We start from the raw sequence: 24,110 nt of genomic DNA, 5'->3' as shown, positions 1-24,110 counted from the left end.
CATGGAAAAGGTAGCTATTATAGCTGCCTTTTCTTCCGTTAAGGGTAATTGTCTAGGGAAGTATGTTATAATACACTGGAAATTATTCGATTGGAAGGAGATGGGCGATGAACGTCCAATCCGAAGAGAGATCAAAGCGAATTTGGGAAGGTGCTTTTGTTCTTACCATTGCCGGTTTGATCACCAAGATACTTAGTGCAGGCTACCGTATCCCGTATCAAAATATTGCAGGGGATATCGGCTTTTATATTTATCAACAGGCATATCCGATTTACGGAATTGTCCTTGTTTTTTCTACATATGGATTTCCGGTGATTATATCAAAGCTTCTAGCAGAAAAATTAGAACAAGATGATGAAGCATCTGTCTTGAAGATATTATATATCACCCTATTTACGTTATTAGGAATGGGAATACTATTATTTAGTTTTTTATACTGGGGTGCTGAAGTCGTTGCCGGTTTGATGGGAGACAAAAAACTAACACCACTTATAAAAGTGATTTCATTTTCATTTTTACTCTTGCCTTTTATTTCTGTTTTTCGAGGCTTTTTTCAAGGTCATAAAAATATGATACCAACCGCAGTTTCACAAGTAACTGAACAATCAATTCGTGTCGTAACTATTTTATTCATGTCATTTCTTCTTTTGGATTATGGGTATGGAGCATATGTGGCTGGAGCGGGAGCAATATTTGGTTCAATAACTGGCGGCTTTGCAGCTATTTCAGTTCTCTTGTTTTACTTACTTAAAAGAAAAAAGACTCATCAGATGAGACCCTTTTCAAAGGCTTCGATAAAAACGATAGAAATTATCAAAATCCTTTTCACCCAGGGGATGACAATATGCATTAGCGCTTTGTTACTTATTCTTTTTCAGTTGGTTGATTCTTTCACTGTCTACTCTTTATTGATTTCAGGGGGAATAGAGGAGGAAGCAGCTAAACAAGCAAAAGGAATCTATGACCGCGGCCAACCACTCCTTCAGCTTGGAACTGTGGTGGCGACATCACTAGCATTATCGCTTGTTCCATTAATTGCAAGTGCAAAGGCCAGAAACGATGTAGCTTTTATTGAAGCAAAGGTTGACTTAACGTTTCGTCTAAGTATAGTTGTGGGAATTGGGGCGGCAGTAGGTCTTGCATGTGTACTTGAACCAACAAATATCATGTTATTTCGTAATGACCTGGGAACAAACATACTCATGATTATCGGTTTATCCATTTTATTTACAACCTTATCCCAATCGATTACGGCTATTTTACAAGGACTTGGCCATCCATTCTTACCAGCGATTGTGGTCATCATCGGAATGCTAGTAAAATGGATTTTAAATCTGTTATTAATTCCAGGATACGGAACAGTTGGAGCAGCTGTTGCAACCTTCGTTGCCTTTGGGGGAATATCTGCCCTACATATGGCGATTGTTAAAAGAAAACTCCCTGGTGCCCTACAAAACTGGACCTTTCTTTATCATGTCTTATTAGCAATGATAGCTATGGGGCTAGTTATTTTTTGCTATCGATGGAGTTTGCATAAGCTGTTCCCAATAGTAGGGGAAAGTCGCATGTTTGCTAGCTTTGAGGCATTGTCCTCTGTATTTATTGGAGGGTTAACCTATTTATTTTTTATTCTTAGAGGGAATGTATTTTCTGAAGAAGAACTTACAGAAGTCCCGATTGGATCAAAAGGAACCTTTCTAATTAGGCTAATTAAAGGAGGAGAGAGAGCATGATAACAGTTATTGGCTTAGGTGCTGGAGACCTATCACAGCTCCCATTAGGCATATATCGTAAACTTTTAGCTACTGAACATTTGTATCTTCGAACGAAGGAGCATCCTGTTATAAAGGAATTAGAAGCTGAGGGAATTAGTTATCGCTCCTTTGATGACATTTATGAAAAACATGATCAATTCGAGGATGTATATGATGAAATAGTCGACATTCTAAGGAAAGAAGCGAAAACAAAGGAAATTGTTTATGCCGTGCCTGGGCACCCGATGGTAGCAGAAAAGACAACTCAGCTTTTACTTGAGGATCAAAATCTTCAAGTGAAAATTGAGGGGGGCCAAAGCTTTATCGACCCTTTATTGGCTTCATTAAGAATTGATCCAATTGAAGGGTTTCAATTCATTGATGCTTTATCCTTTGAAAGTGATGAATTACAGCTATCACAGCATATTATTATTTGTCAGGTCTATGATCAGTACATGGCTTCAAATGTTAAATTAACACTAATGGAGCAATTGCCTGATGAGTATGAAGTATATATTGTAACAGCAGCGGGTAGTAAGGAAGAAAAAATCACTAAAGTTCCGCTTTATGAATTGGATCGAGGAGTAGAGGTGAACAATCTGACAAGCGTCTATGTTCCGCCGGTTCAAGAAGCTGAATCTCTCTATCATGATTTCAGGACTTTCAGAAGAATTATTGCCGCTTTGCGAGGTCCTGGGGGATGTCCGTGGGATCAAAAACAAACTCATCAATCGTTAAAGAAATATTTACTAGAAGAGGCTTATGAGGTACTAGATGCAATCGATCGTGAAGATGATGACCATTTAGCAGAGGAACTAGGAGATGTACTTCTCCAAGTGGCACTGCACGCCCAAATCGGTGAGGATGAAGGCATGTTTACCATTGATGATGTTATTCGTGGAATTTCAGAAAAGATGATTCGAAGGCATCCACATGTATTTGGCGATGTAACGGCAGAAACTGCAGATGAAGTTGTGACAAATTGGGAGCAAATCAAACAATCGGAAAAAGGCAGTATCAAGGAAGAAAAGTCCATATTTGATGAGATTACAAAAGGATTGCCAGGACTAATGAAAGCTATCGAGTATCAAAAAAAGGCAGCGAAGGTTGGGTTTGATTGGGACGCCGTCGAGCCAATGTGGGATAAGGTTTTTGAAGAAATAAATGAATACAAGGCAGCGGTAGAAGAAAAACAAAAAGGAGAAGCCATTCAAGAATTCGGAGATATCCTTTTTGCTTTAGCTAATATAGCTAGATTTTACAAATTTGACCCAGAAGAAGCACTTGCCATGACGAATCAAAAGTTCGTAAGACGTTTTCAATTCATAGAAATAGAACTAAGAAAACGAGGGTTAAAGATAGAAGAGCAAACCCTTGAAGAACTTGATGCAATCTGGGAAGTGGCAAAACAAAAGGGATTATAGAAAGAGGTGAAATCATGCGTTTGGATAAATTTTTAAAAGTTTCTCGGCTAATCAAACGACGCACGTTAGCAAAAGAGGTAGCAGATCAAGGCAGAATCCTTATTAATGGAATAGCTGCAAAGGCAAGTAGCAATGTGAAAATAGGCGATGAGTTAAGGATTCGTTTTGGTCAAAAAATAGTAACTGTGAAAATCGAAGATCTACAAGAAACAACAAAAAAAGAAGATGCAAATAAGCTTTATTCCGTAGTGAAAGAGGAAAAAGTAGAAGCGTAAACATTTGATAATCTACCTAAGGCTTGTTCTAAACTGACCCACATTCTCATACATTTTACTATTAAACAAGTGGTTATTTTGATCACTTAAGTATGAATGTGGGGGTTAAAAGATGAACCAATACTACGATGGAACGCCACCGAATAAAGGAACCGTACAAGAGCATGATGTAATTATGAGAAGTCGTAAGCTTCTTGACATAACAGGTGTAAAGCAAGTGGAAAGCTTTGACAATGAGGAATTTTTGCTTGAAACTGTTATGGGTTTCCTAGCAATTCGTGGCCAAAACCTGCAAATGAAGAATCTAGATGTGGAAAAAGGCATTGTGTCAATCAAAGGAAGAGTCTATGACATTAGTTATTTGGACGATCATTCCACGGAGAAGGCTAAAGGATTCTTTAGCAAGTTATTTAGATGACCCTGTCAACCCAGTTCTATACATTGCTTGCAATGATTTGTATGGGAGGTTGGCTAGGGGCCTCTCTTGATACGTACCAACGTTTTTTAAACCGTTCGAGACGAAAATATTTCTTTGTTTTTATCAATGACATTTTATTTTGGATTGTACAAGGCCTATTGTTCTTTTATACACTTTTACTAGTAAATGAGGGCGAACTGCGATTTTATGTGTTTATCGCGATATTATGTGGATTCGCCGCTTACCAAAGTTTAATAAAGTCATTTTATGTTAAAGCACTAGAACACATCATTCAAGCTTTCATACGTCTTTATGAGTTTTTACTTCGCACGGGTGAACTCCTCATCGTTCGACCGATTAAAATGCTGTATCAGCTCATTATCGTCATTCTGTTGGGGATCTTGAATGTCTTACTCGTTTTCGGGAGAATTCTCTTGAAAACCTGTTGGATATTAATCAAAATCTGTTTTGCACCTATCAAGTGGATTGGAATCATCATATGGAAGCTGTTACCGTCCGCCTTTACGAAAAATGTAGAAAAGATTTTTTGGAAATGTGCAGGATTTTTAAAAAAGGTAGAGAATATCAAACCTATACTGATAAAATGGTGGAAGAAGATTAGGAAACAATAGGAGGCATTCTCTACAATGAGTGCAGTTCGAAAGAAAAATGTAACACAATTACAATCAACGTATATGGAAAAATATAAACAGCAAGAAGAAGCCCTTCAAGTGAAACGAAAAGGCTTGATTAGAAGATTGATTGCATTTGCCATTTTAGTTGCAATCATTTCTTATGGGCTTGTTTCAATGGTTATGTCACAACATAAGACAATGGATGAAAAAGTTGCTGAGAAGGAAAAACTACAAGAGCAACTCACCACACTAAAAGATGAGCAAGTACTTCTTGAAGAGGAAGTCGTAAAACTCAACAATGATGAGTATATCGAAAAAATAATTCGCAGGGATTATTTTCTATCTAAGGAAGGAGAAATTATCTTTAAAGTGGGAGATGGGTCTTAGTCTTATTGACACTCGTTTTTTATATTATGTATAATGTATATAAATGATTTTGTTCAAATTTAAGGAGGAGCATTTTTTTTATGTCAATCGAAGTAGGCAGCAAGGTTCAAGGGAAGGTAACAGGGATTACGAATTTTGGAGCGTTTGTGGAGCTGCCAGAGGGCTCGACTGGTCTTGTCCATATTAGTGAAGTCGCTGACAATTATGTTAAAGACATTAATGAGCATTTAAAAGTTGGTGACCAAGTAGAGGTCAAGGTAATAAATGTTGAGAAAGATGGAAAGATTGGATTATCTATTAAAAAGGCTAAAGAGAATCCGAATCCACAACCACAGCGTCCGCGTCACAATGGTCCACGTAATAACCGAAATGACCAACGTAATAACATTAAAACTGAAAGCTTTGAACAAAAAATGAATCGCTTTCTAAAAGACAGTGAAGATCGTCTATCTTCCTTAAAGCGTAACACCGAGTCAAAACGAGGTGGACGTGGAGCGAGAAGAGGATAACCTGCTGCTGTAGCTCTATATATAAATTTAAAAGCACCCAACTTGGGTGCTTTTTGTATGCCGTTTTTTAAGGAAATAGAGCTTATCAGAAATGCTGCCATTCGACATATAAAATAAAAACAAAAAAACAGTGTGAAAGTCTCACACTGTTTTTAGATGACCCGTACGGGATTCGAACCCGTGTTACCGCCGTGAAAGGGCGGTGTCTTAACCGCTTGACCAACGGGCCTAAATATTATGGTAGCGGCGGAGGGGATCGAACCCCCGACCTCACGGGTATGAACCGTACGCTCTAGCCAGCTGAGCTACACCGCCATGGATAAATGAGTACTGAATTAGTATATTTTCTAAATTAAAGTTAATGTGTTCCTTCCTCTTCTAGAAAATTCGAGGATGATTGATGCGTCGGAACAACTCGCAGATGATTCATGGAAGTTTTGCTCGTCGCTCTAGCCAGCTGAGCTACACCGCCATGGATAAATGAGTGCAAGTATATATAAAATACATAGGTTCGACAAACTCTGTCTCGAACTCTAGTAAGTAAGCACAAGTTATATAATACCTTCTGTCTATTCATTCGTCAATATTTTTTGTATTAAAGGAAAATAATACAAAAATTCGCACAATGCAAACGATATTCTATGAAATTCTCCGCAAACGGATTAAATTACAATCCTATAATTCGTCATATGACATTTATTTTGTAGGAATACTGGACAAGCAGTCGAATGTTTTTTCTTTTCGCTCTTGTTGTTTTGACAAAATACGTATCTCTGCAACTGTATAATAACAGACAACTATTAAATACGGGGAGTGTTTGTAAATGGAAAGAATAGAGAGGAATCTAAGTGCGCCCATCACAGATGTAGCCATTGAAAAAACGCAGGATACTGTGTCTAAATGGTTTCAGCGTTTTCAAGCCAAACTTATAAATCTATTTCTACTAAAAGGGCTTTTACTAGTAGTTGTCGGGTTTTTATTAGGACGAGCTCTTATCCTGAATGAATTAACCCCCTTCGCATTACCGTTTTTCGCAGCGGTCTTTATGATGAAAAAGGGGAAGGCAGGAATAGCGATGGCAGCTGTTATCGCGGGATCGTTTACCCTTTCAGCTGATGTGACTATTTTTACATTTCTATCGATTGTCTTTTTTCTTGTAATCTATAAGGTTCTTCAGCGGTTTAAGGTTGATTTAATTAAAGCATTGCCAACACTTGTGTTAATTTCATCTGCATTAACTAAGGTGGGAATTCTTTATCTTACACAAGGTACAATTACAATACACGATGGGGTAATGGTCGGTGTTGGTTCGGGCCTCGCCTTTATATTAACCTTAATATTTCTTCAAAGCGTACCATTATTAACAGAGAAACGAAGGAGACAATCGTTTAAAACGGAAGAAGTCATTTGTTTGATTATCCTAATTGCCTCTGTGTTAACAGGAACAATGGGCTGGCTCGTATATGAGATGTCCATTTCAAATATACTTTCAAGGTATGTCGTCCTCTTGTTTGCCTTTGTAGCAGGAGCGACCATTGGTTCAACCGTAGGGGTTGTAAGCGGTCTAATTTTAAGCCTAGCTAATGTCACGAGCTTGTACCAAATGAGTCTTCTCGCTTTTTCAGGTTTGCTAGGTGGCCTCTTAAAAGAAGGAAAAAAAGCTGGAGTGGCACTTGGATTAATTGTAGGAACGCTCTTAATTGGCCTTTACGGAGAAGGTGCGAGTCAAATTATTCCTACTTTATATGAATCTGGTGTTGCGATTCTTCTATTTTTACTGACGCCTAAAAGTCTAATTAGCAAAGTGGCAAAGAATATTCCAGGTACACCTGAGCATAGTGCAGAACAACAGCAGTACCTTCGTAAAATTCGTGATGTAACAGCACATCGCGTTTCGCAATTTTCAACTGTGTTTGAAGCATTATCTAATAGTTTTTCAGAATACGGATATCCCGTTGATGATGAGGATAAGGACCGTGAAGTCGATCTATTTCTAAGTAATGTAACGGAAAAAACGTGCCAATCGTGTTTCAAAAAGGAGGCGTGCTGGTCCAAGAACTTTAATAAAACATATGATTACATGAAAGATATTATGCATGGTTGCGAAACAAATTCTCTCATATATAATCACAAGCTTACGAGAGACTGGGAAAAGCATTGTGTACGATCGAAAAAAGTAATTGAAGCGGTCGAACAGGAATTTACGTATTATCAAGCAAATCAAAAGCTTAAGAAACAAGTAAAGGAGAGTAGAAAACTAGTAGCCGACCAATTATTAGGTGTCTCTCAGGTCATGAGTGATTTTGCCAAGGAAATTCAACGCGAGGGTGAAAACCATCATTTGTTAGAAGAGCAAATACTCGATGCATTACAGTCATTTGGAATTCAAATAGGACATGTAGAAATATATAGTGTTGAACAAGGAAATGTAGATATCGAATTAAGTATTCCATATTGCAATGGAAGTGGGGAGTGTGAAAAATTAATTGCACCAATGCTATCCGATATCCTTGAAGAAACAATTCTCGTAAAAAGGGAGGAATGCTCAGTTTATCCAAACGGATATTGTCACGTAACCCTAGGCTCGGCAAAGGCTTATGTTATTGATACAGGTGTTGCCCACGCTGCCAAGGGTGGTGGACTTGTATCGGGCGACAGCTATTCGACTATTGAATTAGGGGTAGGAAAGCATGCGGTTGCCATCAGTGATGGAATGGGCAATGGTGAACGTGCTCATTACGAAAGCAACGAAACCTTGGAGTTATTAAAGAAAATCCTCCAATCTGGTATAGAAGAGAAAGTTGCGATTAAATCAGTCAACTCAATACTCAATTTACGAACAACAGATGAGATATTCTCAACACTAGATTTAGCAGTTATAGATCTACAAGACGCAAGTGCAAAGTTCTTAAAAATTGGTTCGACGCCAAGCTATATAAAGAGAGGAGACAAAATTAGTAAAATACAGGCAAGTAATCTACCAATGGGAATCATTGAGGACTTCGAAGTGGAGGTAGTTGATGAACAATTAAAGGCTGGTGACCTATTAATCATGATGAGTGATGGCATTTTTGAGGGTCCAAAGCATGTTGAAAATCACGATATGTGGATGAAACGCAAGATAAAAGAAATCCAAACGAATGATCCGCAAGAGATTGCAGATTTGATTATGGAGGAGGTAATCCGCACAAGATCAGGTCAAATTGAAGATGATATGACGATTGTTGTGACAAAGATTAAACATAATACACCAAAATGGGCAGCGATCCCTACGTATGCATACCAGAAAACAAAGAGTAAGGCGATTTGATTCTATCGAAAGGGGTTTAAAAGACTATTATTTTGTCCATCCTGTAACTAACTTTAAATCAGTTGGAGGGGATGGAACGTGCAAAAAGGCACATTGAAGCAAATTCTATTAATTACGGATGGTTGTTCTAACCAAGGGGAAGATCCGATTGCAATGGCCGCTCTTGCTAGAGAGCAAGGAATTACGATTAATGTTATTGGGGTAGTAGAGCAGGATACGATTGATGAACAAGGAATGCAGGAAATAGAAGGCATGGCAACTGCAGGTGGAGGCGTGAGCCAAATTGTCTATTCCACTCAGTTATCACAAACTGTTCAAATGGTGACTAAACAAGCGATGACCCAAACCCTACAAGGGGTGGTCAACAAGGAGCTTCAGCAAATCCTTGGATCTAAGACATCAATGGAGGACCTTCCGCCAGAAAAACGTGGAGAAGTAATGGAGGTAGTTGATGAGCTTGGTGAAACGGTTGATTTAGAGGTTTTAGTATTAGTGGATACGAGTGCAAGTATGAAGCACAAGTTGCCAACAGTAAAAGAAGCCTTACTAGATCTCTCTATTAGTCTAAATTCGAGAATGGGAGACAATCAATTTTCAGTGTTTGTATTTCCTGGGAAAAAAGTCGAAGTCGAAAGGGTATTAGATTGGACGCCAAGACTAGAATCCTTATCTAGTATTTTTCCAAAGCTAACAACCGGTGGAATCACGCCAACTGGTCCAGCGATTCGTGAAGCACTTACCCACTTCAAGAAAAAAAGATCATTAAGGAGCTTGTTGTCTCGTGATGATGAACAATACTACGAAGAGTCAGGTATGTAAGGTTTCCCCTGGTACTGTTATCACTGGAAAATGGCATAAAAAATCATATCGTATAGTGAGACCTTTAGGACAAGGCGCCAATGGTATTGTATATTTAGCGGAAAGCATGAATGGCCCTGTGGCTTTAAAAATAAGTGAAAATGGCGTGACAATTACGTCAGAGGTGAATGTACTTAAACACTTTTCAAAGGTCCAAGGCTCTGCCCTTGGACCTTCTTTTATAGATGTAGATGATTGGATTAGACCGGGTGTCACTAGCCCAATCTCCTTTTATGTTATGGAATATATTCGTGGAGAAAGCTTTTTGTCTTTCATTGAAAAAAGAGGAAAAGAATGGACTGGAATCCTATGTTTGCAGTTACTAGCTGATTTAGACCGACTCCATCAGGAAGGGTGGGTTTTCGGCGACTTAAAACCTGATAATCTACTTATTGCTGGAAATCCTCCTAAAATACGATGTATTGATGTGGGTGGAACGACTGTGCAAGGTAGAGCTATTAAGGAGTTTACCGAGTTTTTTGACCGTGGATATTGGGGAGCGGGCTCGAGAAAGGCAGAACCGTCATATGATTTATTTGCAGTTGCGATGATTATGATAAATACGGCCTATCCGAACCGGTTTACTAGAACAGACCAACCAGTAAAACAACTGAAATCAATTATTGCCAATACGGAGTCTTTACGAAAAATAGATACCGTCCTTTATCAAGCGATTGATGGAAAATATCTGCGTGCGCAAGACATGAGAAAAGATCTAGTCATGAAGTTAAGCCAAGTTAGTAAGGATCAACCTTCTGTCCAAAAGACACGGGCAGCACGAAGGCCACAAACGAAGACGAAACCAACAAGAAGTAAACAATCCAGTCCAAATCTATCAAGGGTAAATAAACAACCGAAGCCCCAAAAACAAAAGGGCGGCGTTCTTGAAACGGTATTGTTGCTTCTCTTTGTATCACTCGGGTATCTACTTTATCTGTATGGACAAGTTCTGTAAAAATGTTTTGGAAAGTGATACGATTAACGTATTCTTTAGTTCCTAAAAAGGATTGGTCCGACAATGATTGAAAAAGTAAACCAGTTTATTGAGAAACATGAATTAATTAAGAAGGACTCAACAATAATAGTAGGGGTATCCGGTGGCCCGGATTCCCTTGCTTTATTGCATTATTTGTATCATCATCAAAAAGGTTCATATTCCACTCTTATTGCTGCCCATGTTGACCATATGTTCAGAGGGAAAGAATCAGAGGAGGATTTACTGTACGTAAAGGGATTTTGTGAGGAGTATCAAATTCCTTTTGAATCAATCCAATTCGATGTCACATCCTATAAAAAGAAACATAGTTTAAGTTCCCAGGTAGCAGCTAGAGAAATACGGTATCATTTTTTTAATGAATTGATGGAAAAATATAAAGCAGATCATTTAGCACTTGGACATCATGGGGATGATCAGGTTGAAACGATATTAATGAGATTGGTAAGAGGCAGTAAAGGAATTGGGTATGCAGGTATACAAATAAGCCGACCGTTTTCATGTGGAGCAATTATTCGTCCATTTTTAGCAGTAACAAGAGCTGAAATTGAAGAGTATTGCCTCGAAATGAATCTTATGCCAAGACGCGATCCCTCAAATGAAAAAGACGACTATGTACGAAACCGATTTAGACATCATGTTCTTCCATTTTTAAAGCAGGAAAATCCTGCGGTGCATGAACATTTTTTGCGATTTAGTCAATACATCACAGAGGATAATCAGGTTTTAGATGAATTAACAAGTGAGAAAATGAATAAAGTAATGAAAAGGAATGAAGGTAACGAAATAGAGATTGAAATATCTACCTTTTTAGCAATGCCAAAATCTTTACAAAGAAGAGGGATTCAACTAATATTAAACTATCTCTACAAAGAACTTCCTCCTTCTCTTTCTGCCATACATATCGACAATTTGTTAATCTTCTTGGAGAATAACCATCCATCCGGAGAATTGCATTTTCCTTCGGGGTTACGAATTGTAAAATCTTATGATAGTTGTACATATACTTATACGGATTATAAGGATAGCGTAAGCCCCTATCGATTCCAGATTGATCAACCTGGGCTTTATAAACTTGAAGATGGTAGTGAGATAAAGAGTCAAGTGTGGAGGAACTATCCTAGAAGCTTGGTCGGAAATGACTGTTTCGTCATCGATCCAGACAATATCCAATTGCCCATTTATGTCCGTACGCGAAAAAACGGAGATAAAATGACGCTAAAAGGAATGAATGGTTCTAAAAAAGTGAAGGATATCTTCATCGATGAAAAAATACCCATTCACCGGCGTAACCTCTGGCCGATCGTCGAGGATGAACAAGGAGAGATTTTGTGGCTTCCAGGATTGAAAAAGTCATCACATGAAGCAACATGTAAAACAAAATCACACTATATCGTACTACAATACACGCAATGATTTTAGGGGGCTTTAAAGAATGAAGCAGGATATTGAGAAGGTTTTATTTTCAGAGGAAGAATTACAGCAAAAAATCAAAGAATTAGGTAATACTTTAACAGAGGACTATAAGGATAAATTTCCTTTAGCCATTGGCATACTAAAAGGAGCTATGCCTTTTATGGGCGATCTGTTAAAAAGGGTAGATACATACTTAGAAATGGATTTTATGGATGTGTCAAGCTACGGAAACTCAACCGTATCTTCTGGTGAGGTAAAAATCATCAAGGACTTGGATACTTCTGTGGAGGGAAGAGATATCCTAGTAATTGAAGATATTATCGATAGTGGTCTAACACTAAGTTATATCGTTGAATTATTCCGTTATCGCAAGGCGAAATCCATTAAAATTGTTACACTTTTGGATAAGCCTACTGGAAGAAAGGCCGATATTAATGCAGACTATGTTGGGTTTATTGTTCCCGATGAGTTTGTTGTTGGTTACGGTCTCGACTATGCTGAGAAATACCGCAATCTGCCGTATATCGGAGTTTTAAAACCTGAGGTCTATTCAAAATAAGTTCTTTTTGTGGAAAAACTTATACTTTTTTGAAACCTATTGGCAGGTTAAACGTAAATCATTTGAATAGCAATTATTATCTATGATACTATTTACTATAGTTTGTTCACCGCGGGAGGAGGTAAGGGATGAATCGGATTTTTAGAAACGTCATATTCTATTTACTCATATTTTTAGTCATAATCGGAGTGGTTAGCTTCTTCCAAGGAGCCAATGGCCAGCCTGAAGTGATGAAATATGGAAAGTTTGTTGAACATCTCGAAACTGGAGATGTAAAAAATATCACGGTACAACCCGAAAGAGGCGTCTTTGAAGTAAGAGGCCAATTAAATGGCTACAAAGAGGATCAATATTTTGTAACAAATATTATCGGAAGCCAAAAAGAAGTAGATCGGATTTATGAAGCTGCGAAGAACGCAGACGTAGATATCCTTAAAGCGAAGGAAACAAGTGGTTGGGTAACCTTCTTTACTTCGATTATCCCATTTGTTATCATCTTTATTTTATTCTTCTTCCTACTTAACCAAGCCCAAGGCGGCGGCAGTAGGGTTATGAACTTCGGTAAGAGTAAAGCGAAGTTATATAGCGAAGAAAAGAAAAAAGTTAGATTTAAAGATGTTGCAGGTGCGGACGAAGAGAAGCAAGAGCTTATTGAAGTAGTTGAGTTTTTGAAGGACCCACGCAAATTTGCTGATCTAGGTGCAAGAATTCCAAAAGGGATCCTCCTTGTTGGACCTCCTGGAACAGGTAAAACATTGCTTGCCCGTGCGGCTGCTGGTGAAGCGGGAGTTCCGTTCTTCTCTATCAGTGGTTCAGATTTCGTTGAAATGTTCGTAGGGGTTGGTGCTTCACGTGTACGTGACTTATTTGAAAATGCTAAGAAAAATGCGCCATGTATCATTTTTATAGATGAAATTGATGCAGTTGGACGTCAGCGTGGTGCAGGTCTTGGTGGCGGTCATGATGAGCGTGAGCAAACCTTAAACCAATTGCTAGTTGAGATGGACGGATTCGGTGCAAACGAAGGTATCATCATCGTTGCAGCAACAAACCGCCCAGACATTCTAGATCCTGCCCTTCTACGTCCAGGACGCTTTGACCGTCAAATTACAGTTGACCGTCCTGATGTTAAAGGAAGAGAAGCGGTTTTACGAGTTCATGCTCGTAATAAGCCTTTTGATGAATCTGTGGATCTAAAAGCTATCGCTGCAAGAACTCCAGGATTCTCAGGTGCAGACCTAGAAAACTTACTTAATGAAGCAGCACTCGTTGCCGCTCGACAAAACAAGAAGAAAATTGATATGACGGATCTTGATGAAGCATCAGACCGCGTAATTGCAGGTCCAGCGAAAAAGAACCGTGTTATTTCGAAAAAAGAACGCAATATCGTAGCGTTCCACGAAGCGGGTCATACCGTTATTGGAATGGTACTTGATGAAGCGGATATGGTTCACAAGGTAACGATCGTGCCTCGTGGTCAAGCCGGCGGTTATGCAGTAATGCTTCCTAAGGAAGACCGTTACTTCATGACAAAACCTGAATTGTTGGATAAAATCACAGGTCTATTGGGTGGTCGTGTAGCAGAAGAAATTACATTTGGAGAAGTGAGTACAGGTGCTCATAACGATTTCCAACGTGCTACAGGTATTGCTCGTAAAATGGTTACCGAATATGGAATGAGTGAAAAATTAGGACCTCTTCAATTTGGTCAAGCGCAGGGTGGTCAAGTGTTCTTAGGACGCGATATCCACAATGAGCAAAACTATAGTGATGCTATTGCACACGAGATTGATCTTGAGATTCAACGCTTCATTAAGGAAAGCTACGAGAAGGCTCGTCAAATCCTTACAGAAAATCAAGATAAACTTAAGCTTATCGCAGAGACATTACTTGAGGTTGAAACTTTAGATGCTGCCCAAATTAAGAGCTTATTCGAAGAAGGTAAATTACCTGACCGACCAGTAGCGCTTGAAGAAGCAGACAAACCGAAAGAAGATGTAAAAGTTACAATTAATTCTAAAAAAGATAATGAAGTAACTGAAGGCGAAAACAAGAATAAAGAAGAGTAAAGTAAGAGGTGTCTACAACGAAATTGTAGACACCTTTTTGTATTCATGTAACCCCCCGACTGAGTAAAGTTAATTGTGGAATACTAAAAAGCAGGTGTGGTATGATGTTTGCAAAGTCATACGTTATATGTTGGGGGTACTTCATGATTTTTGTTTTTGATGTAGGAAACACGAATATGGTTTTAGGGGTATTTGAAAATAATGTATTAAAGCATCATTGGAGAATTGAAACAAGTCGAAACAAAACAGAAGATGAATATGGACTTGTTATCAAGTCATTATTAGAACATGAAGGATTAACCTTCAAAGATATTAAGGGCATTATCATGTCATCTGTCGTTCCACCTATTATGTTTGCTTTGGAACGAATGTGCCTAAAGTATTTTGGTATAAAGCCAATGGTGGTGGGACCAGGTATTAAGACAGGCCTAAACATAAAATATGATAACCCGAAGGAAGTGGGTGCTGACAGGATCGTCAATGCTGTTGCAGGCATTCATTTATATGGAAGTCCGCTCATCATTGTTGATTTTGGTACAGCCACAACTTACTGCTACATAAATGAAAAGAACCAATACATGGGTGGTGCGATTGCGCCAGGAATAGCCATTTCAACAGAGGCTTTATATTCAAGGGCTGCTAAGTTGCCAAGAATTGAAATTGCCCGTCCAGAAGGTGTGATTGGAAGAAACACAGTAAGTGCGATGCAAGCAGGTATATTATTTGGTTACGTTGGTCAGGTTGAAGGTATAGTAGCCCGCATTAAAGCACAGGCGATTGAAAAACTAAAAGTAATTGCGACCGGTGGACTAGCTGCACTAATTGCTGCTGAATCGAATGCGATTGATGAGGTTGACCCATTTTTAACATTAAAAGGCTTGCAGCTTATCCATCAACGCAATACGGAAGCAAAAGGCTGATAACATCAACGAACAACATGAAAAGGAGAAAAACAATGAGTGATTATTTGATTAAGGCATTAGCCTATAATGGACAGGTTCGCGCATATGCGATAGATTCAACAGAAACAGTTGCTGAGGCACAAAGACGCCATTATACATGGCCAACTGCGTCTGCTGCACTTGGAAGAACGATGACAGCAGGTGTTATGTTAGGAGCCACCCTAAAGGGTGAAGTCAAGCTGACAATCAAAGTTGAGGGTGGAGGACCAATTGGAATTATCCTTGTCGATACAAATGCGAAAGGTGAAGTGAGAGGATATGTAACAAATCCACAAACGCATTTTGACCTTAATGAGCATGGGAAACTCGATGTAAGAAGAGCTGTTGGAACAGATGGTACGTTAACAGTTGTTAAGGATGTAGGCATGAGGGAACAATTTTCAGGTCAAGTTCCAATTGTTTCAGGAGAATTAGGAGAGGATTTTACCTATTATCTCGTTACTTCTGAGCAGACTCCTTCATCGGTTGGAGTAGGGGTTTTAGTAAACCCAGATAATTCAATCTTAGCTGCTGGAGGCTTCCTCATTCAGCTTATGCCAGGTACTGATGAGGTTACCATTTCTCGAATTGAAAAAAGACTACAAGAAATAGAACCAATCTCAAAAATGATTGAAAAAGGACTTACACCAGAGGACATCTTAGCAGAGATTATTGGCAATGAACACCTTAAAATTCTTGATAAGATGCCAGTATCCTTTGTCTGCCCTTGCTCAAAAGAACGAATTGAACGTGCAATTATCAGTCTTGGCACAGATGAAATCGAGGCAATGATTGAAGAAGATGGTAAAGCGGAGGCACAATGTCATTTTTGTAATGAAAAGTATCATTTTTCAAAAGATGAGTTAATAGAATTAAAAAACCAAGCAAAGTAAGGTAATGGGAGATGGGAAGATGAATCAAAAGATTTTGTGGTCAATTATTGCTGCTCTCGTTATCACAAACTGTCTGTCGATTGTTTACTTTACAGCAGCTAAACCAGAGGAAAAAACGGTTAAGGCATCAAAAGCTGTTGTCGCAAGCGGTGAAGAAGAAGTAGTTGCGACAATTGGGGAAATAACCATAACACGACAACAATGGTTAAATGAACTTGAAGGTCGATACGGGAAACAAATTTTAGAAGAAATGATTGATGAAGAAGTAGTTCGTCAATTGGCGGAAAAGCATCAGATCACCTTATCTGAAGATGCAATTGATCGTGAGTTAACATTAATAAAGACGATGTATAACACGATTGACCATGAAAAAATAAATGACGAGCATTGGAAGGAACAAATTGAGTTAAGCATTTTATTAGAAGAGTTATTAACAAAGGATGCTGTTATTTCTGAGGAGGAAATGAAACATTTTTATAAGGAAAATAAGCATTTATATGAAATTCCAAAATCGTACCACCTTTCCCATATTGTTGTGAAAACAAAAGAAACGGCGGAACAGGTACTGGATGAATTAAAAAATGGTTCGAGCTTTTCAGCGCTTGCAATGGAGAAATCAATTGACGAGTTTTCAGCAAATCGTGGCGGTGAACTTGGATATGTAAATGCGGAAAATGGGTACGCGCCAGACAACTATCTAGAAGTTGCTGAGAATCTGAATCCAAATGAGTGGAGTCAACCGATTCAAGTAGAGAATGGTTATGCGGTGGTTATCCTTCATGAGGTAATTGATGAAGTAACCTATTCCTATGAAGATGTAAAAGATCAAATCAAACGCCAAATTGCAATTGATCAGATGAATGGAACGATCTCTGTAGAGCCATTTTGGAAAGAACTTGATGTGAAGTGGTTCTATGAAAAACAGCACTAATATTCAGAAAAAAGTCACAACCTGCAAGTGGTAAATTCATTGACTTTTATGGGTGAAGTTGTTAAATTGTAGATAAAACCAATAAAAATAGTAGGGATTGAGGGTGGAATCATGACAAGAGTAGCAAATTCAATCTATGAGTTAATCGGTCAAACACCAGTTGTAAAGCTTAACCACTTAGTTGATGAAGATAGTGCTGATGTTTATGTGAAGCTTGAGTTCTTTAACCCAGGTAGCAGTGTAAAAGATAGAATCGCTTTAGCGATGATTGAAGCAGCAGAGAAAAAAGGGGAATTAAAACCTGGTGACACAATTATTGAGCCAACTAGTGGAAACACTGGTATCGGTTTAGCAATGGTTGCAGCTGCTAAAGGTTTAAAGGCAATCCTTGTAATGCCAGATACAATGAGTATGGAGCGTCGTAACCTTTTACGTGCATATGGAGCGGAGCTTGTTTTAACACCAGGTTCTGAAGGAATGAAAGGCGCTGTTAACAAGGCAGAAGAGCTTGTTAAAGAACATGGCTATTTCATGGCACAACAATTTGATAATGAAGCAAACCCTGAAATTCACCGTTTAACGACTGGTAAAGAAATTGTTGAACAGATGGGTGACCAATTAGATGCGTTTGTATCGGGTATTGGTACAGGTGGAACAATTACTGGAGCAGGTATGGTCTTAAAAGAGAACTATCCAAACATACGTATTGTTGCAGTAGAGCCAGCTGACTCTGCCATTCTTTCTGGTGGAAAACCGGGTCCTCACAAAATCCAGGGAATTGGTGCAAACTTTGTACCGAGCGTTTTAAATACTGAAGTATATGATGAAGTATTTACAGTTAAAAACGAAGAAGCAATCGAATATGCACGCCGTACAGGTCAAGAGGAAGGATTCCTTGTAGGTATCTCTTCTGGCGCTGCTATCTTTGCTGCACTTCAAGTTGCTAAAAAATTAGGTAAAGGCAAAAAAGTACTTGCAGTTGTTCCAGATAATGGTGAACGTTACTTAAGTACAGTTCTTTATCAATTTGATGAGCAATAATTATAGACGTTTGTCAATGTATAAAAGAGTCTATCCTAATAGGATAAGACTCTTTTTTCAATTAGATGGTGTACCAGTAATCGTATATCATGTAAAATATAAAAATAGACGATCTATAGATGTAAGCATAGAGCTGAGTGAAGTAGAGTTTTAAAAAAATAAGAGTATGAGGTGAGCTAAGATGATCGTAATGATTGATAATTATGACTCGTTTACATTTAATTTAGTGCAGTATGTGGGAGAATTAGGAGAAGAGATCATCGTCAAAAGAAACGATGAAATCACAGTCCAGGAAATAGAGGATTTATCCCCCGATTTAATCATGATTTCCCCTGGGCCTTGTACGCCGAATGAGGCTGGAATTAGTCTTGAGACAATCTCTCATTTTGCAGGGCGTATACCGATTTTTGGTGTTTGCCTTGGTCATCAATCGATTGCCCAATCGTTTGGTGGAGATGTAATTAAAGCCCAAAGACTTATGCATGGTAAAACATCTGAAATTATACATGATGGTAAAACTATCTTTTCAGGACTTGAGCAGCCTTTTACAGCTACTCGATATCATTCCCTAATCGTAAAAAAGGAAACAATTCCTGCGTGTTTTGAAATATCAGCTGAAACAGCAGAGGGTGAAATCATGGCAATCCGTCACAAGGAGTATCCAATCGAGGGTGTCCAATTTCATCCAGAGTCCATAATGACTAATCCTGGGAAGCAACTGATTGAAAATGTAATTAAACAATTCATCAGTAATAAAAGTGAAGTAGGAACAAACTAAAAAAACAGAGTGCCTGTTTTAAGTACATATATTCCATTTTCAAAACAGGCTTATATTATATAAACGAATAACAAAGGAGTTTGAGCAATGGGCCAAAGCAGAGCAAGCAGACCAACACTAACATGTGGTCCTTATCAATTAGACTTTTCGAAAAAAACAATGATCATGGGAATTCTAAATATCACACCTGATTCATTTTCAGATGGTGGTTCCTATACTGACCTAGATGCCGCTATTCGGCACGCAAAAGAAATGGTCGACAATGGTGCAGATATTATTGATGTTGGTGGTGAATCGACAAGGCCTGGACATGAAATAATTTCTGATGAAGAAGAGATTGCTAGAGTGGTTCCAATCATTAAGGCGTTGGTAAAGGAAGTTCATGTACCTATTTCGATTGATACCTACAAGTCTGAAGTAGCAAAGCAGGCAATTGAAGCTGGAGCACATATTATTAATGATATTTGGGGGGCAAAAGCAGACCCTAAAATGGCAGAAGTGGCGGCAACCTATCAAGTCCCGATTATTCTCATGCATAACCGAGACAATAAAGACTATAAGAATCTTATTGATGATATGATCGTTGATTTAAAAGAATGCATTGAAATTGTAAAAGCTGCGGGTGTGAAGGACGAGAATATTATCATAGACCCGGGAGTAGGCTTTGCAAAAACTTTTGAAGGAAATATTGAAACGATTCGTCAACTAGACAAGTTTTCTGACCTAGGTTATCCAATACTACTAGGAACTTCAAGGAAGTCCTTTATTGGGAAAATTTTTGATTTGCCACCAAAGGAACGTGATGAAGCAACTGGTGCAACGACTTGCCTTGGTATCCAAAAGGGCTGTGATATAGTCCGTGTACACAATGTGAGGGTGAATGCTAGACTTGCTAAAATGATGGATGTCCTTGTCGGTAAAGGGGAATAACGAAAATGGATAAAATCTATGTGAACCAAATGCAATTTTATGGCTATCATGGTGTTTTCCCGGAAGAAACAAAGCTTGGCCAACGTTTTTTCGTGGACCTCATGGTAGAAGTGGACGTTAAACAAGCGGGTGAAACGGATAATTTAAATTACTCGGTTCACTATGGGGAGCTTTACAACCTATGTAAGGAAATTGTTGAGGGAAAGCCGTACAAATTGCTTGAGGCAGTAGCTGAAAAAATGGCTACCGATATTTTAGCTCATTTTCCGTTGGTCTCTATCTGCACAATAAAAGTAATTAAGCCTGACCCTCCAATACCAGGACAGCTTCAATCAGTAGCGGTAGAGATCACAAGGAGTCGACAATAGTGAATAATACAGCTTATATCGCCTTAGGTACAAATATAGGTAACAGGGAATCCTATTTACATTCAGCATTACAGGCCATTCAAGAAAAAGATATAGATATTATTGGTTTTTCTTCAATTTATGAAACAGATCCCGTTGGTTATGAGGATCAAGACCAATTTTTAAATATGGTAATTAAAGTAAATACCAATTTACAACCATTGGATTTACTAGAAGTTTTGCAGAGTATTGAGCTTGAATCTGGCAGGGAAAGGAAAATAAGGTGGGGACCTCGAACACTCGACCTTGACATTTTGCTGTTTAATCAAGAAAATATTGAAACAGAGCGTCTTATTGTTCCCCACCCCCGAATGACAGAGCGAGCCTTTGTTCTGGTGCCGTTAGCTGAAATAGACCAGGATGTAGATATTCCAGCGGTAACGAAACCAATATCCTTACTACTAGACGAATTACAAGACAGAGAAGGTGTGCGTATATGGAAGCGGAGAAATGGGGAAGACGTATTCGTGCTTTTCGGAAATTAAAAGGGTATACCCAAGAGAGCTTGGCAAAAGACCTCGGGGTATCGGTGTCTCTTGTTGGAGAAGTAGAGCGGGGAACACGGATGCCTAGCAAGATATTTTTACAAGAGGTTGCAGATATACTAAAAGTACCACTTGATGACTTACGTCCAAAAGAGGTTGATTAAATAGTTATAGAAATAGAAGGAAGGAGGGATACCGTGTTAAAGATAGGCAATATCGAAATGAAGAACCAAGTTGTTCTTGCACCGATGGCTGGGGTGTGTAACTCTGCATTCCGTCTAACAGTTAAGGAATTTGGTGCAGGATTAGTTTGTGCGGAAATGGTAAGTGATAAAGCAATCCTCTATAAAAATGCTAGAACAATGGGAATGCTTTATATAGATGAACGTGAAAAGCCTCTTAGCCTTCAAATTTTTGGAGGAGAAAAAGAAACATTAGTTGAAGCGGCTAAGTTTGTTGATAAAAACACAACAGCCGATATTATTGATATTAACATGGGATGCCCTGTACCAAAAATTACGAAATGTGATGCTGGCGCAAAGTGGCTATTAGATCCTAATAAGATTTATGAGATGGTTTCAGCGGTAGTTGATGCAGTTGACAAACCGGTTACCGTAAAAATGCGGATGGGCTGGGATGAAGACCATATTTTTGCCATTCAAAATGCTCAGGCGGTAGAACGTGCTGGTGGTCAAGCAGTGGCCATGCATGGAAGAACTCGTGTTCAAATGTACGAAGGGTTTGCGAACTGGGATATTATTAAACAAGTAAAAGAATCGGTAAACATCCCTGTTATCGGAAATGGAGATGTTAAAACACCACAGGATGCAAGACGTATGCTTGATGAAACCGGCTGTGACGGTGTAATGATTGGCCGTGCAGCACTTGGAAACCCATGGATGATTTATCAAACAGTCAAATATTTAGAAACTGGTGAACTAACTGAAGAACCAAGCGTAAGGGAAAAAATTGATGTATCGATTCTTCATTTAGATCGTTTAATTGACTTGAAGAATGAAAACATTGCGGTAAGGGAATTCAGAAAGCATGCTGCGTGGTATCTAAAAGGAATCCGCGGAAATGCAATCGTTCGTAATGATGTCAACAACTGCAATACACGAAATGAATTAGTATCAGCTTTACAAAGCTTCGTTGAAGAAGTAGAAAAAAAGCAAGAAAACAATGCAAAGGTTGTTTGACATCAATAGTTCCCTACTCTATAATACCCGTAAGCAACCCACTGCCAGTTAATTACTGGCAGTTTTTCTGCTTTACGTTTATATTGGAATAGGACAAGTTATATATTTACGGTTTTTCATAGATGAGTGACAAAATAGGAGTTGATGGAAATGAATCATGAGGAGTTAAATGACCAATTGATTGTCAGAAGAGAAAAGCTACATACATTGCGTGAAATGGGAGTAGACCCTTTCGGTAAGAGATTCGAAAGAACGCATAGCACCCGTGAGTTAATCGATCTATACGATGGATTTACAAAAGAGCAATTAGATGAAAAAGAAATCGCGGTTACCATTGCTGGTCGTATTATGACAAAGCGTGGTAAAGGGAAAGCTGGATTCACCCATATCCAAGATTTAACTAGTCAAATCCAACTATATGTACGTCTAGATGCAGTTGGGGAAGAACAATATGAGATATTTAATATTGCTGACCTAGGTGATATTGTCGGAGTAACAGGTACAGTCTTCAAAACAAAAGTAGGGGAACTTTCTATAAAAGTCACTTCATTTGAACTTTTATCTAAAGCGTTACGTCCACTACCAGATAAGTTCCATGGTCTAAAGGACGTAGAGCAGCGCTATCGTCAACGCTATTTAGACTTAATCATGAGCCCGGAAAGCAAAGAAACGTTTATTACACGTAGTAAAATCATCCGAGCAATGAGACGCTATCTGGACGACCATGGTTACCTGGAAGTTGAAACACCAATGATGCATTCAATCCCTGGTGGAGCATCGGCAAAACCGTTCATTACTCATCACAATGCGTTAGATATCCCATTATATATGCGTATTGCGATTGAGTTACACCTAAAGCGCCTTATCGTTGGTGGTTTAGAAAAAGTATATGAAATCGGTCGAGTATTCCGTAATGAAGGTATTTCAACACGCCATAACCCTGAATTCACAATGATTGAACTATATGAAGCTTATGCAGACTATAAAGACATCATGAGCTTAACGGAAAACTTAGTTGCTCATATTGCCCAAGAGGTACTAGGAACTACAACTGTAACCTATGGTGAATATGAAATAGACTTAAAACCAGAGTGGAAACGACTCCACATGGTAGATGCTATTAAAGAATATGTAGGCGTAGATTTCTGGAAGGAAATGAGTGTAGAAGAAGCAAGGCAGCTTGCAAAGGAACATAATGTTGAAATCAACGACAATATGCAGTACGGTCATATTGTTAACGAGTTTTTTGAACAAAAAATCGAAGAGAAGCTCATCCAACCAACATTCATCTATGGACATCCAGTAGAGATTTCGCCATTAGCGAAGAAGAATCCTGAAGATCCTAGATTCACAGATCGTTTCGAGCTATTCATTGTTGCTAGAGAACATGCTAATGCCTTTACAGAATTAAATGATCCGATTGATCAACGTCAAAGGTTTGAAGCTCAGCTGAAAGAAAGAGAGCAAGGAAATGACGAAGCTCATATGATGGATGAAGATTTCGTAGAAGCATTAGAATATGGATTACCTCCAACAGGTGGATTAGGAATTGGTATAGATAGACTCGTTATGCTATTAACGAATTCTCCTTCAATAAGGGATGTATTACTATTCCCGCAAATGCGTCATAAGTAATTTGAGTGATAGAGTGGATTTCCACTCTATTTTTTTATGGAATCAATCGAAAAACTTTATTAGTATAATTTTTTTATCAAAAAGGCTTGCCTTAAAAGTTCAGAGGTGGTATATTATAAATCTGCCGCCGAGATGCGGTGTTGAAATAAAAAAAGATAAAAAAAGTTGTTGACTATCAAAATTATAAATGATATTATAATAAAGTTGCTTCAAGAGAGCAACGATAGCAAAACTTCTAAAAAGTTCTTTGAAAACTGAACAC

General features: G+C 38.6%; 24 protein-coding genes and 2 tRNA genes. 24 read left to right on the top strand and 2 right to left on the bottom strand.

Going from position 1 to position 24,110, the window contains the following annotated elements; genetic code table 11:
* The first annotated feature begins 107 nt into the window (after window positions 1–107).
* The 7 genes from CKJ95_RS11185 (at window position 108) to CKJ95_RS11155 (ending at window position 5,402) form a co-directional block, all read left to right on the top strand.
* The gene (locus tag CKJ95_RS11185; RefSeq protein ID WP_099353513.1) at window positions 108–1,733 is read left to right on the top strand and encodes a putative polysaccharide biosynthesis protein; all 1,626 of its coding nucleotides are present in this window, start codon (window positions 108–110) and stop codon (window positions 1,731–1,733) included.
* Window positions 1,730–3,178 carry a nucleoside triphosphate pyrophosphohydrolase gene (gene mazG / locus CKJ95_RS11180; protein WP_099353512.1) on the top strand — a complete coding sequence of 483 codons (1,449 nt, stop codon included), beginning with the start codon at window positions 1,730–1,732 and terminating at the stop codon, window positions 3,176–3,178. The genes CKJ95_RS11185 and mazG overlap by 4 nt, the downstream gene beginning before the upstream one ends.
* 14 nt (window positions 3,179–3,192) lie before the next feature.
* The gene (locus CKJ95_RS11175) at window positions 3,193–3,453 is read left to right on the top strand and encodes an RNA-binding S4 domain-containing protein (protein WP_099353511.1); all 261 of its coding nucleotides are present in this window, start codon (window positions 3,193–3,195) and stop codon (window positions 3,451–3,453) included.
* Between the two features lie 112 nt (window positions 3,454–3,565).
* On the top strand, window positions 3,566–3,871 hold the full coding sequence (gene yabP, locus CKJ95_RS11170; RefSeq protein WP_099353510.1) for a sporulation protein YabP: 306 nt from the start codon (window positions 3,566–3,568) through the stop codon (window positions 3,869–3,871).
* Window positions 3,868–4,503, top strand: coding sequence for a spore cortex biosynthesis protein YabQ (gene yabQ / locus CKJ95_RS11165; protein WP_099353509.1), 636 nt, complete (start codon window positions 3,868–3,870; stop codon window positions 4,501–4,503). The genes yabP and yabQ overlap by 4 nt, the downstream gene beginning before the upstream one ends.
* 15 nt (window positions 4,504–4,518) lie before the next feature.
* Complete coding sequence (locus CKJ95_RS11160) at window positions 4,519–4,893, top strand: FtsB family cell division protein (protein WP_099353508.1); 375 nt, start codon at window positions 4,519–4,521, stop codon at window positions 4,891–4,893.
* Between the two features lie 80 nt (window positions 4,894–4,973).
* Window positions 4,974–5,402 (top strand): S1 domain-containing RNA-binding protein, encoded by a 429-nt coding sequence (locus CKJ95_RS11155; RefSeq protein ID WP_099353507.1) that lies wholly within the window; start codon window positions 4,974–4,976, stop codon window positions 5,400–5,402.
* A gap of 157 nt (window positions 5,403–5,559) precedes the next feature.
* Here the strand turns inward: CKJ95_RS11155 and CKJ95_RS11150 are convergent.
* Window positions 5,560–5,631: transfer RNA gene (locus tag CKJ95_RS11150), tRNA-Glu, on the bottom strand.
* Between the two features lie 9 nt (window positions 5,632–5,640).
* Window positions 5,641–5,717, bottom strand: a tRNA-Met gene (locus CKJ95_RS11145).
* Window positions 5,718–6,225: 508 nt separating this feature from the next.
* On the opposite strand from CKJ95_RS11145, the gene spoIIE reads away from it, so the two are divergent.
* From spoIIE to lysS, 17 genes are all read left to right on the top strand, one after another.
* Complete coding sequence (spoIIE, locus tag CKJ95_RS11140; RefSeq protein WP_099353506.1) at window positions 6,226–8,712, top strand: stage II sporulation protein E; 2,487 nt, start codon at window positions 6,226–6,228, stop codon at window positions 8,710–8,712.
* A gap of 78 nt (window positions 8,713–8,790) precedes the next feature.
* The gene (locus tag CKJ95_RS11135; RefSeq protein WP_099353505.1) at window positions 8,791–9,531 is read left to right on the top strand and encodes a vWA domain-containing protein; all 741 of its coding nucleotides are present in this window, start codon (window positions 8,791–8,793) and stop codon (window positions 9,529–9,531) included.
* The gene (locus CKJ95_RS11130; protein WP_099353504.1) at window positions 9,497–10,525 is read left to right on the top strand and encodes a protein kinase domain-containing protein; all 1,029 of its coding nucleotides are present in this window, start codon (window positions 9,497–9,499) and stop codon (window positions 10,523–10,525) included. The genes CKJ95_RS11135 and CKJ95_RS11130 overlap by 35 nt, the downstream gene beginning before the upstream one ends.
* 63 nt (window positions 10,526–10,588) lie before the next feature.
* On the top strand, window positions 10,589–11,980 hold the full coding sequence (gene tilS, locus CKJ95_RS11125; RefSeq protein ID WP_099353503.1) for a tRNA lysidine(34) synthetase TilS: 1,392 nt from the start codon (window positions 10,589–10,591) through the stop codon (window positions 11,978–11,980).
* 19 nt (window positions 11,981–11,999) lie between these two features.
* Window positions 12,000–12,539: a hypoxanthine phosphoribosyltransferase gene (gene hpt, locus CKJ95_RS11120; RefSeq protein ID WP_099353502.1), complete on the top strand. Its 540-nt coding sequence runs from the start codon at window positions 12,000–12,002 to the stop codon at window positions 12,537–12,539.
* A gap of 128 nt (window positions 12,540–12,667) precedes the next feature.
* Window positions 12,668–14,608 (top strand): ATP-dependent zinc metalloprotease FtsH, encoded by a 1,941-nt coding sequence (ftsH, locus tag CKJ95_RS11115; RefSeq protein ID WP_099353501.1) that lies wholly within the window; start codon window positions 12,668–12,670, stop codon window positions 14,606–14,608.
* Between the two features lie 143 nt (window positions 14,609–14,751).
* The gene (locus CKJ95_RS11110; protein WP_099353500.1) at window positions 14,752–15,528 is read left to right on the top strand and encodes a type III pantothenate kinase; all 777 of its coding nucleotides are present in this window, start codon (window positions 14,752–14,754) and stop codon (window positions 15,526–15,528) included.
* A 35-nt stretch (window positions 15,529–15,563) separates the two neighbouring features.
* Window positions 15,564–16,442 (top strand): Hsp33 family molecular chaperone HslO, encoded by an 879-nt coding sequence (gene hslO / locus CKJ95_RS11105; protein ID WP_099353499.1) that lies wholly within the window; start codon window positions 15,564–15,566, stop codon window positions 16,440–16,442.
* 19 nt (window positions 16,443–16,461) lie between these two features.
* Window positions 16,462–17,373, top strand: a complete 912-nt coding sequence (locus CKJ95_RS11100; protein ID WP_099353498.1) for a peptidyl-prolyl cis-trans isomerase — start codon at window positions 16,462–16,464, stop codon at window positions 17,371–17,373.
* Window positions 17,374–17,484: 111 nt separating this feature from the next.
* A complete protein-coding gene (cysK, locus tag CKJ95_RS11095) occupies window positions 17,485–18,414 on the top strand; it encodes a cysteine synthase A (RefSeq protein ID WP_099353497.1) in 930 nt (309 codons plus the stop codon).
* 181 nt (window positions 18,415–18,595) lie between these two features.
* On the top strand, window positions 18,596–19,192 hold the full coding sequence (gene pabA, locus CKJ95_RS11090; RefSeq protein WP_099353496.1) for an aminodeoxychorismate/anthranilate synthase component II: 597 nt from the start codon (window positions 18,596–18,598) through the stop codon (window positions 19,190–19,192).
* An 87-nt stretch (window positions 19,193–19,279) separates the two neighbouring features.
* A complete protein-coding gene (gene folP / locus CKJ95_RS11085) occupies window positions 19,280–20,122 on the top strand; it encodes a dihydropteroate synthase (protein WP_099353495.1) in 843 nt (280 codons plus the stop codon).
* Between the two features lie 5 nt (window positions 20,123–20,127).
* Window positions 20,128–20,490: a dihydroneopterin aldolase gene (gene folB, locus CKJ95_RS11080; protein ID WP_099353494.1), complete on the top strand. Its 363-nt coding sequence runs from the start codon at window positions 20,128–20,130 to the stop codon at window positions 20,488–20,490.
* A complete protein-coding gene (gene folK, locus CKJ95_RS11075) occupies window positions 20,490–21,014 on the top strand; it encodes a 2-amino-4-hydroxy-6-hydroxymethyldihydropteridine diphosphokinase (RefSeq protein ID WP_099353493.1) in 525 nt (174 codons plus the stop codon). Before folB ends, folK begins: the two co-directional genes overlap by 1 nt.
* Window positions 20,966–21,178 (top strand): helix-turn-helix domain-containing protein, encoded by a 213-nt coding sequence (locus CKJ95_RS11070; protein ID WP_099353492.1) that lies wholly within the window; start codon window positions 20,966–20,968, stop codon window positions 21,176–21,178. Before folK ends, CKJ95_RS11070 begins: the two co-directional genes overlap by 49 nt.
* A gap of 33 nt (window positions 21,179–21,211) precedes the next feature.
* Window positions 21,212–22,213: a tRNA dihydrouridine synthase DusB gene (gene dusB / locus CKJ95_RS11065; RefSeq protein WP_099353491.1), complete on the top strand. Its 1,002-nt coding sequence runs from the start codon at window positions 21,212–21,214 to the stop codon at window positions 22,211–22,213.
* Window positions 22,214–22,357: 144 nt separating this feature from the next.
* Window positions 22,358–23,848 (top strand): lysine--tRNA ligase, encoded by a 1,491-nt coding sequence (lysS, locus tag CKJ95_RS11060; protein ID WP_180271479.1) that lies wholly within the window; start codon window positions 22,358–22,360, stop codon window positions 23,846–23,848.
* Window positions 23,849–24,110 lie beyond the last annotated feature (262 nt).

Origin of the sequence: Fredinandcohnia onubensis (assembly GCF_002734285.1) — a bacterium.
GTDB lineage: Bacteria > Bacillota > Bacilli > Bacillales > Bacillaceae_L > Ferdinandcohnia > Ferdinandcohnia onubensis_A.
Note: the sequence above shows the minus strand (reverse complement) of the source record. Positions and strands in the feature narration are given on the sequence as shown.

Excerpts from the sequence above, each read along its gene's own strand:
- CKJ95_RS11185 (WP_099353513.1), top strand. The coding sequence starts at position 108 with ATGAACGTCCAATCCGAAGAGAGATCAAAGCGAATTTGGGAAGGTGCT.
- mazG (WP_099353512.1), top strand. The coding sequence starts at position 1,730 with ATGATAACAGTTATTGGCTTAGGTGCTGGAGACCTATCACAGCTCCCA.
- CKJ95_RS11175 (WP_099353511.1), top strand. The coding sequence starts at position 3,193 with ATGCGTTTGGATAAATTTTTAAAAGTTTCTCGGCTAATCAAACGACGC.
- yabP (WP_099353510.1), top strand. The coding sequence starts at position 3,566 with ATGAACCAATACTACGATGGAACGCCACCGAATAAAGGAACCGTACAA.
- yabQ (WP_099353509.1), top strand. The coding sequence starts at position 3,868 with ATGACCCTGTCAACCCAGTTCTATACATTGCTTGCAATGATTTGTATG.
- CKJ95_RS11160 (WP_099353508.1), top strand. The coding sequence starts at position 4,519 with ATGAGTGCAGTTCGAAAGAAAAATGTAACACAATTACAATCAACGTAT.
- CKJ95_RS11155 (WP_099353507.1), top strand. The coding sequence starts at position 4,974 with ATGTCAATCGAAGTAGGCAGCAAGGTTCAAGGGAAGGTAACAGGGATT.
- spoIIE (WP_099353506.1), top strand. The coding sequence starts at position 6,226 with ATGGAAAGAATAGAGAGGAATCTAAGTGCGCCCATCACAGATGTAGCC.
- CKJ95_RS11130 (WP_099353504.1), top strand. The coding sequence starts at position 9,497 with ATGATGAACAATACTACGAAGAGTCAGGTATGTAAGGTTTCCCCTGGT.
- tilS (WP_099353503.1), top strand. The coding sequence starts at position 10,589 with ATGATTGAAAAAGTAAACCAGTTTATTGAGAAACATGAATTAATTAAG.
- hpt (WP_099353502.1), top strand. The coding sequence starts at position 12,000 with ATGAAGCAGGATATTGAGAAGGTTTTATTTTCAGAGGAAGAATTACAG.
- ftsH (WP_099353501.1), top strand. The coding sequence starts at position 12,668 with ATGAATCGGATTTTTAGAAACGTCATATTCTATTTACTCATATTTTTA.
- CKJ95_RS11110 (WP_099353500.1), top strand. The coding sequence starts at position 14,752 with ATGATTTTTGTTTTTGATGTAGGAAACACGAATATGGTTTTAGGGGTA.
- hslO (WP_099353499.1), top strand. The coding sequence starts at position 15,564 with ATGAGTGATTATTTGATTAAGGCATTAGCCTATAATGGACAGGTTCGC.
- CKJ95_RS11100 (WP_099353498.1), top strand. The coding sequence starts at position 16,462 with ATGAATCAAAAGATTTTGTGGTCAATTATTGCTGCTCTCGTTATCACA.
- cysK (WP_099353497.1), top strand. The coding sequence starts at position 17,485 with ATGACAAGAGTAGCAAATTCAATCTATGAGTTAATCGGTCAAACACCA.
- pabA (WP_099353496.1), top strand. The coding sequence starts at position 18,596 with ATGATCGTAATGATTGATAATTATGACTCGTTTACATTTAATTTAGTG.
- folP (WP_099353495.1), top strand. The coding sequence starts at position 19,280 with ATGGGCCAAAGCAGAGCAAGCAGACCAACACTAACATGTGGTCCTTAT.
- folB (WP_099353494.1), top strand. The coding sequence starts at position 20,128 with ATGGATAAAATCTATGTGAACCAAATGCAATTTTATGGCTATCATGGT.
- CKJ95_RS11070 (WP_099353492.1), top strand. The coding sequence starts at position 20,966 with ATGGAAGCGGAGAAATGGGGAAGACGTATTCGTGCTTTTCGGAAATTA.
- lysS (WP_180271479.1), top strand. The coding sequence starts at position 22,358 with ATGGAAATGAATCATGAGGAGTTAAATGACCAATTGATTGTCAGAAGA.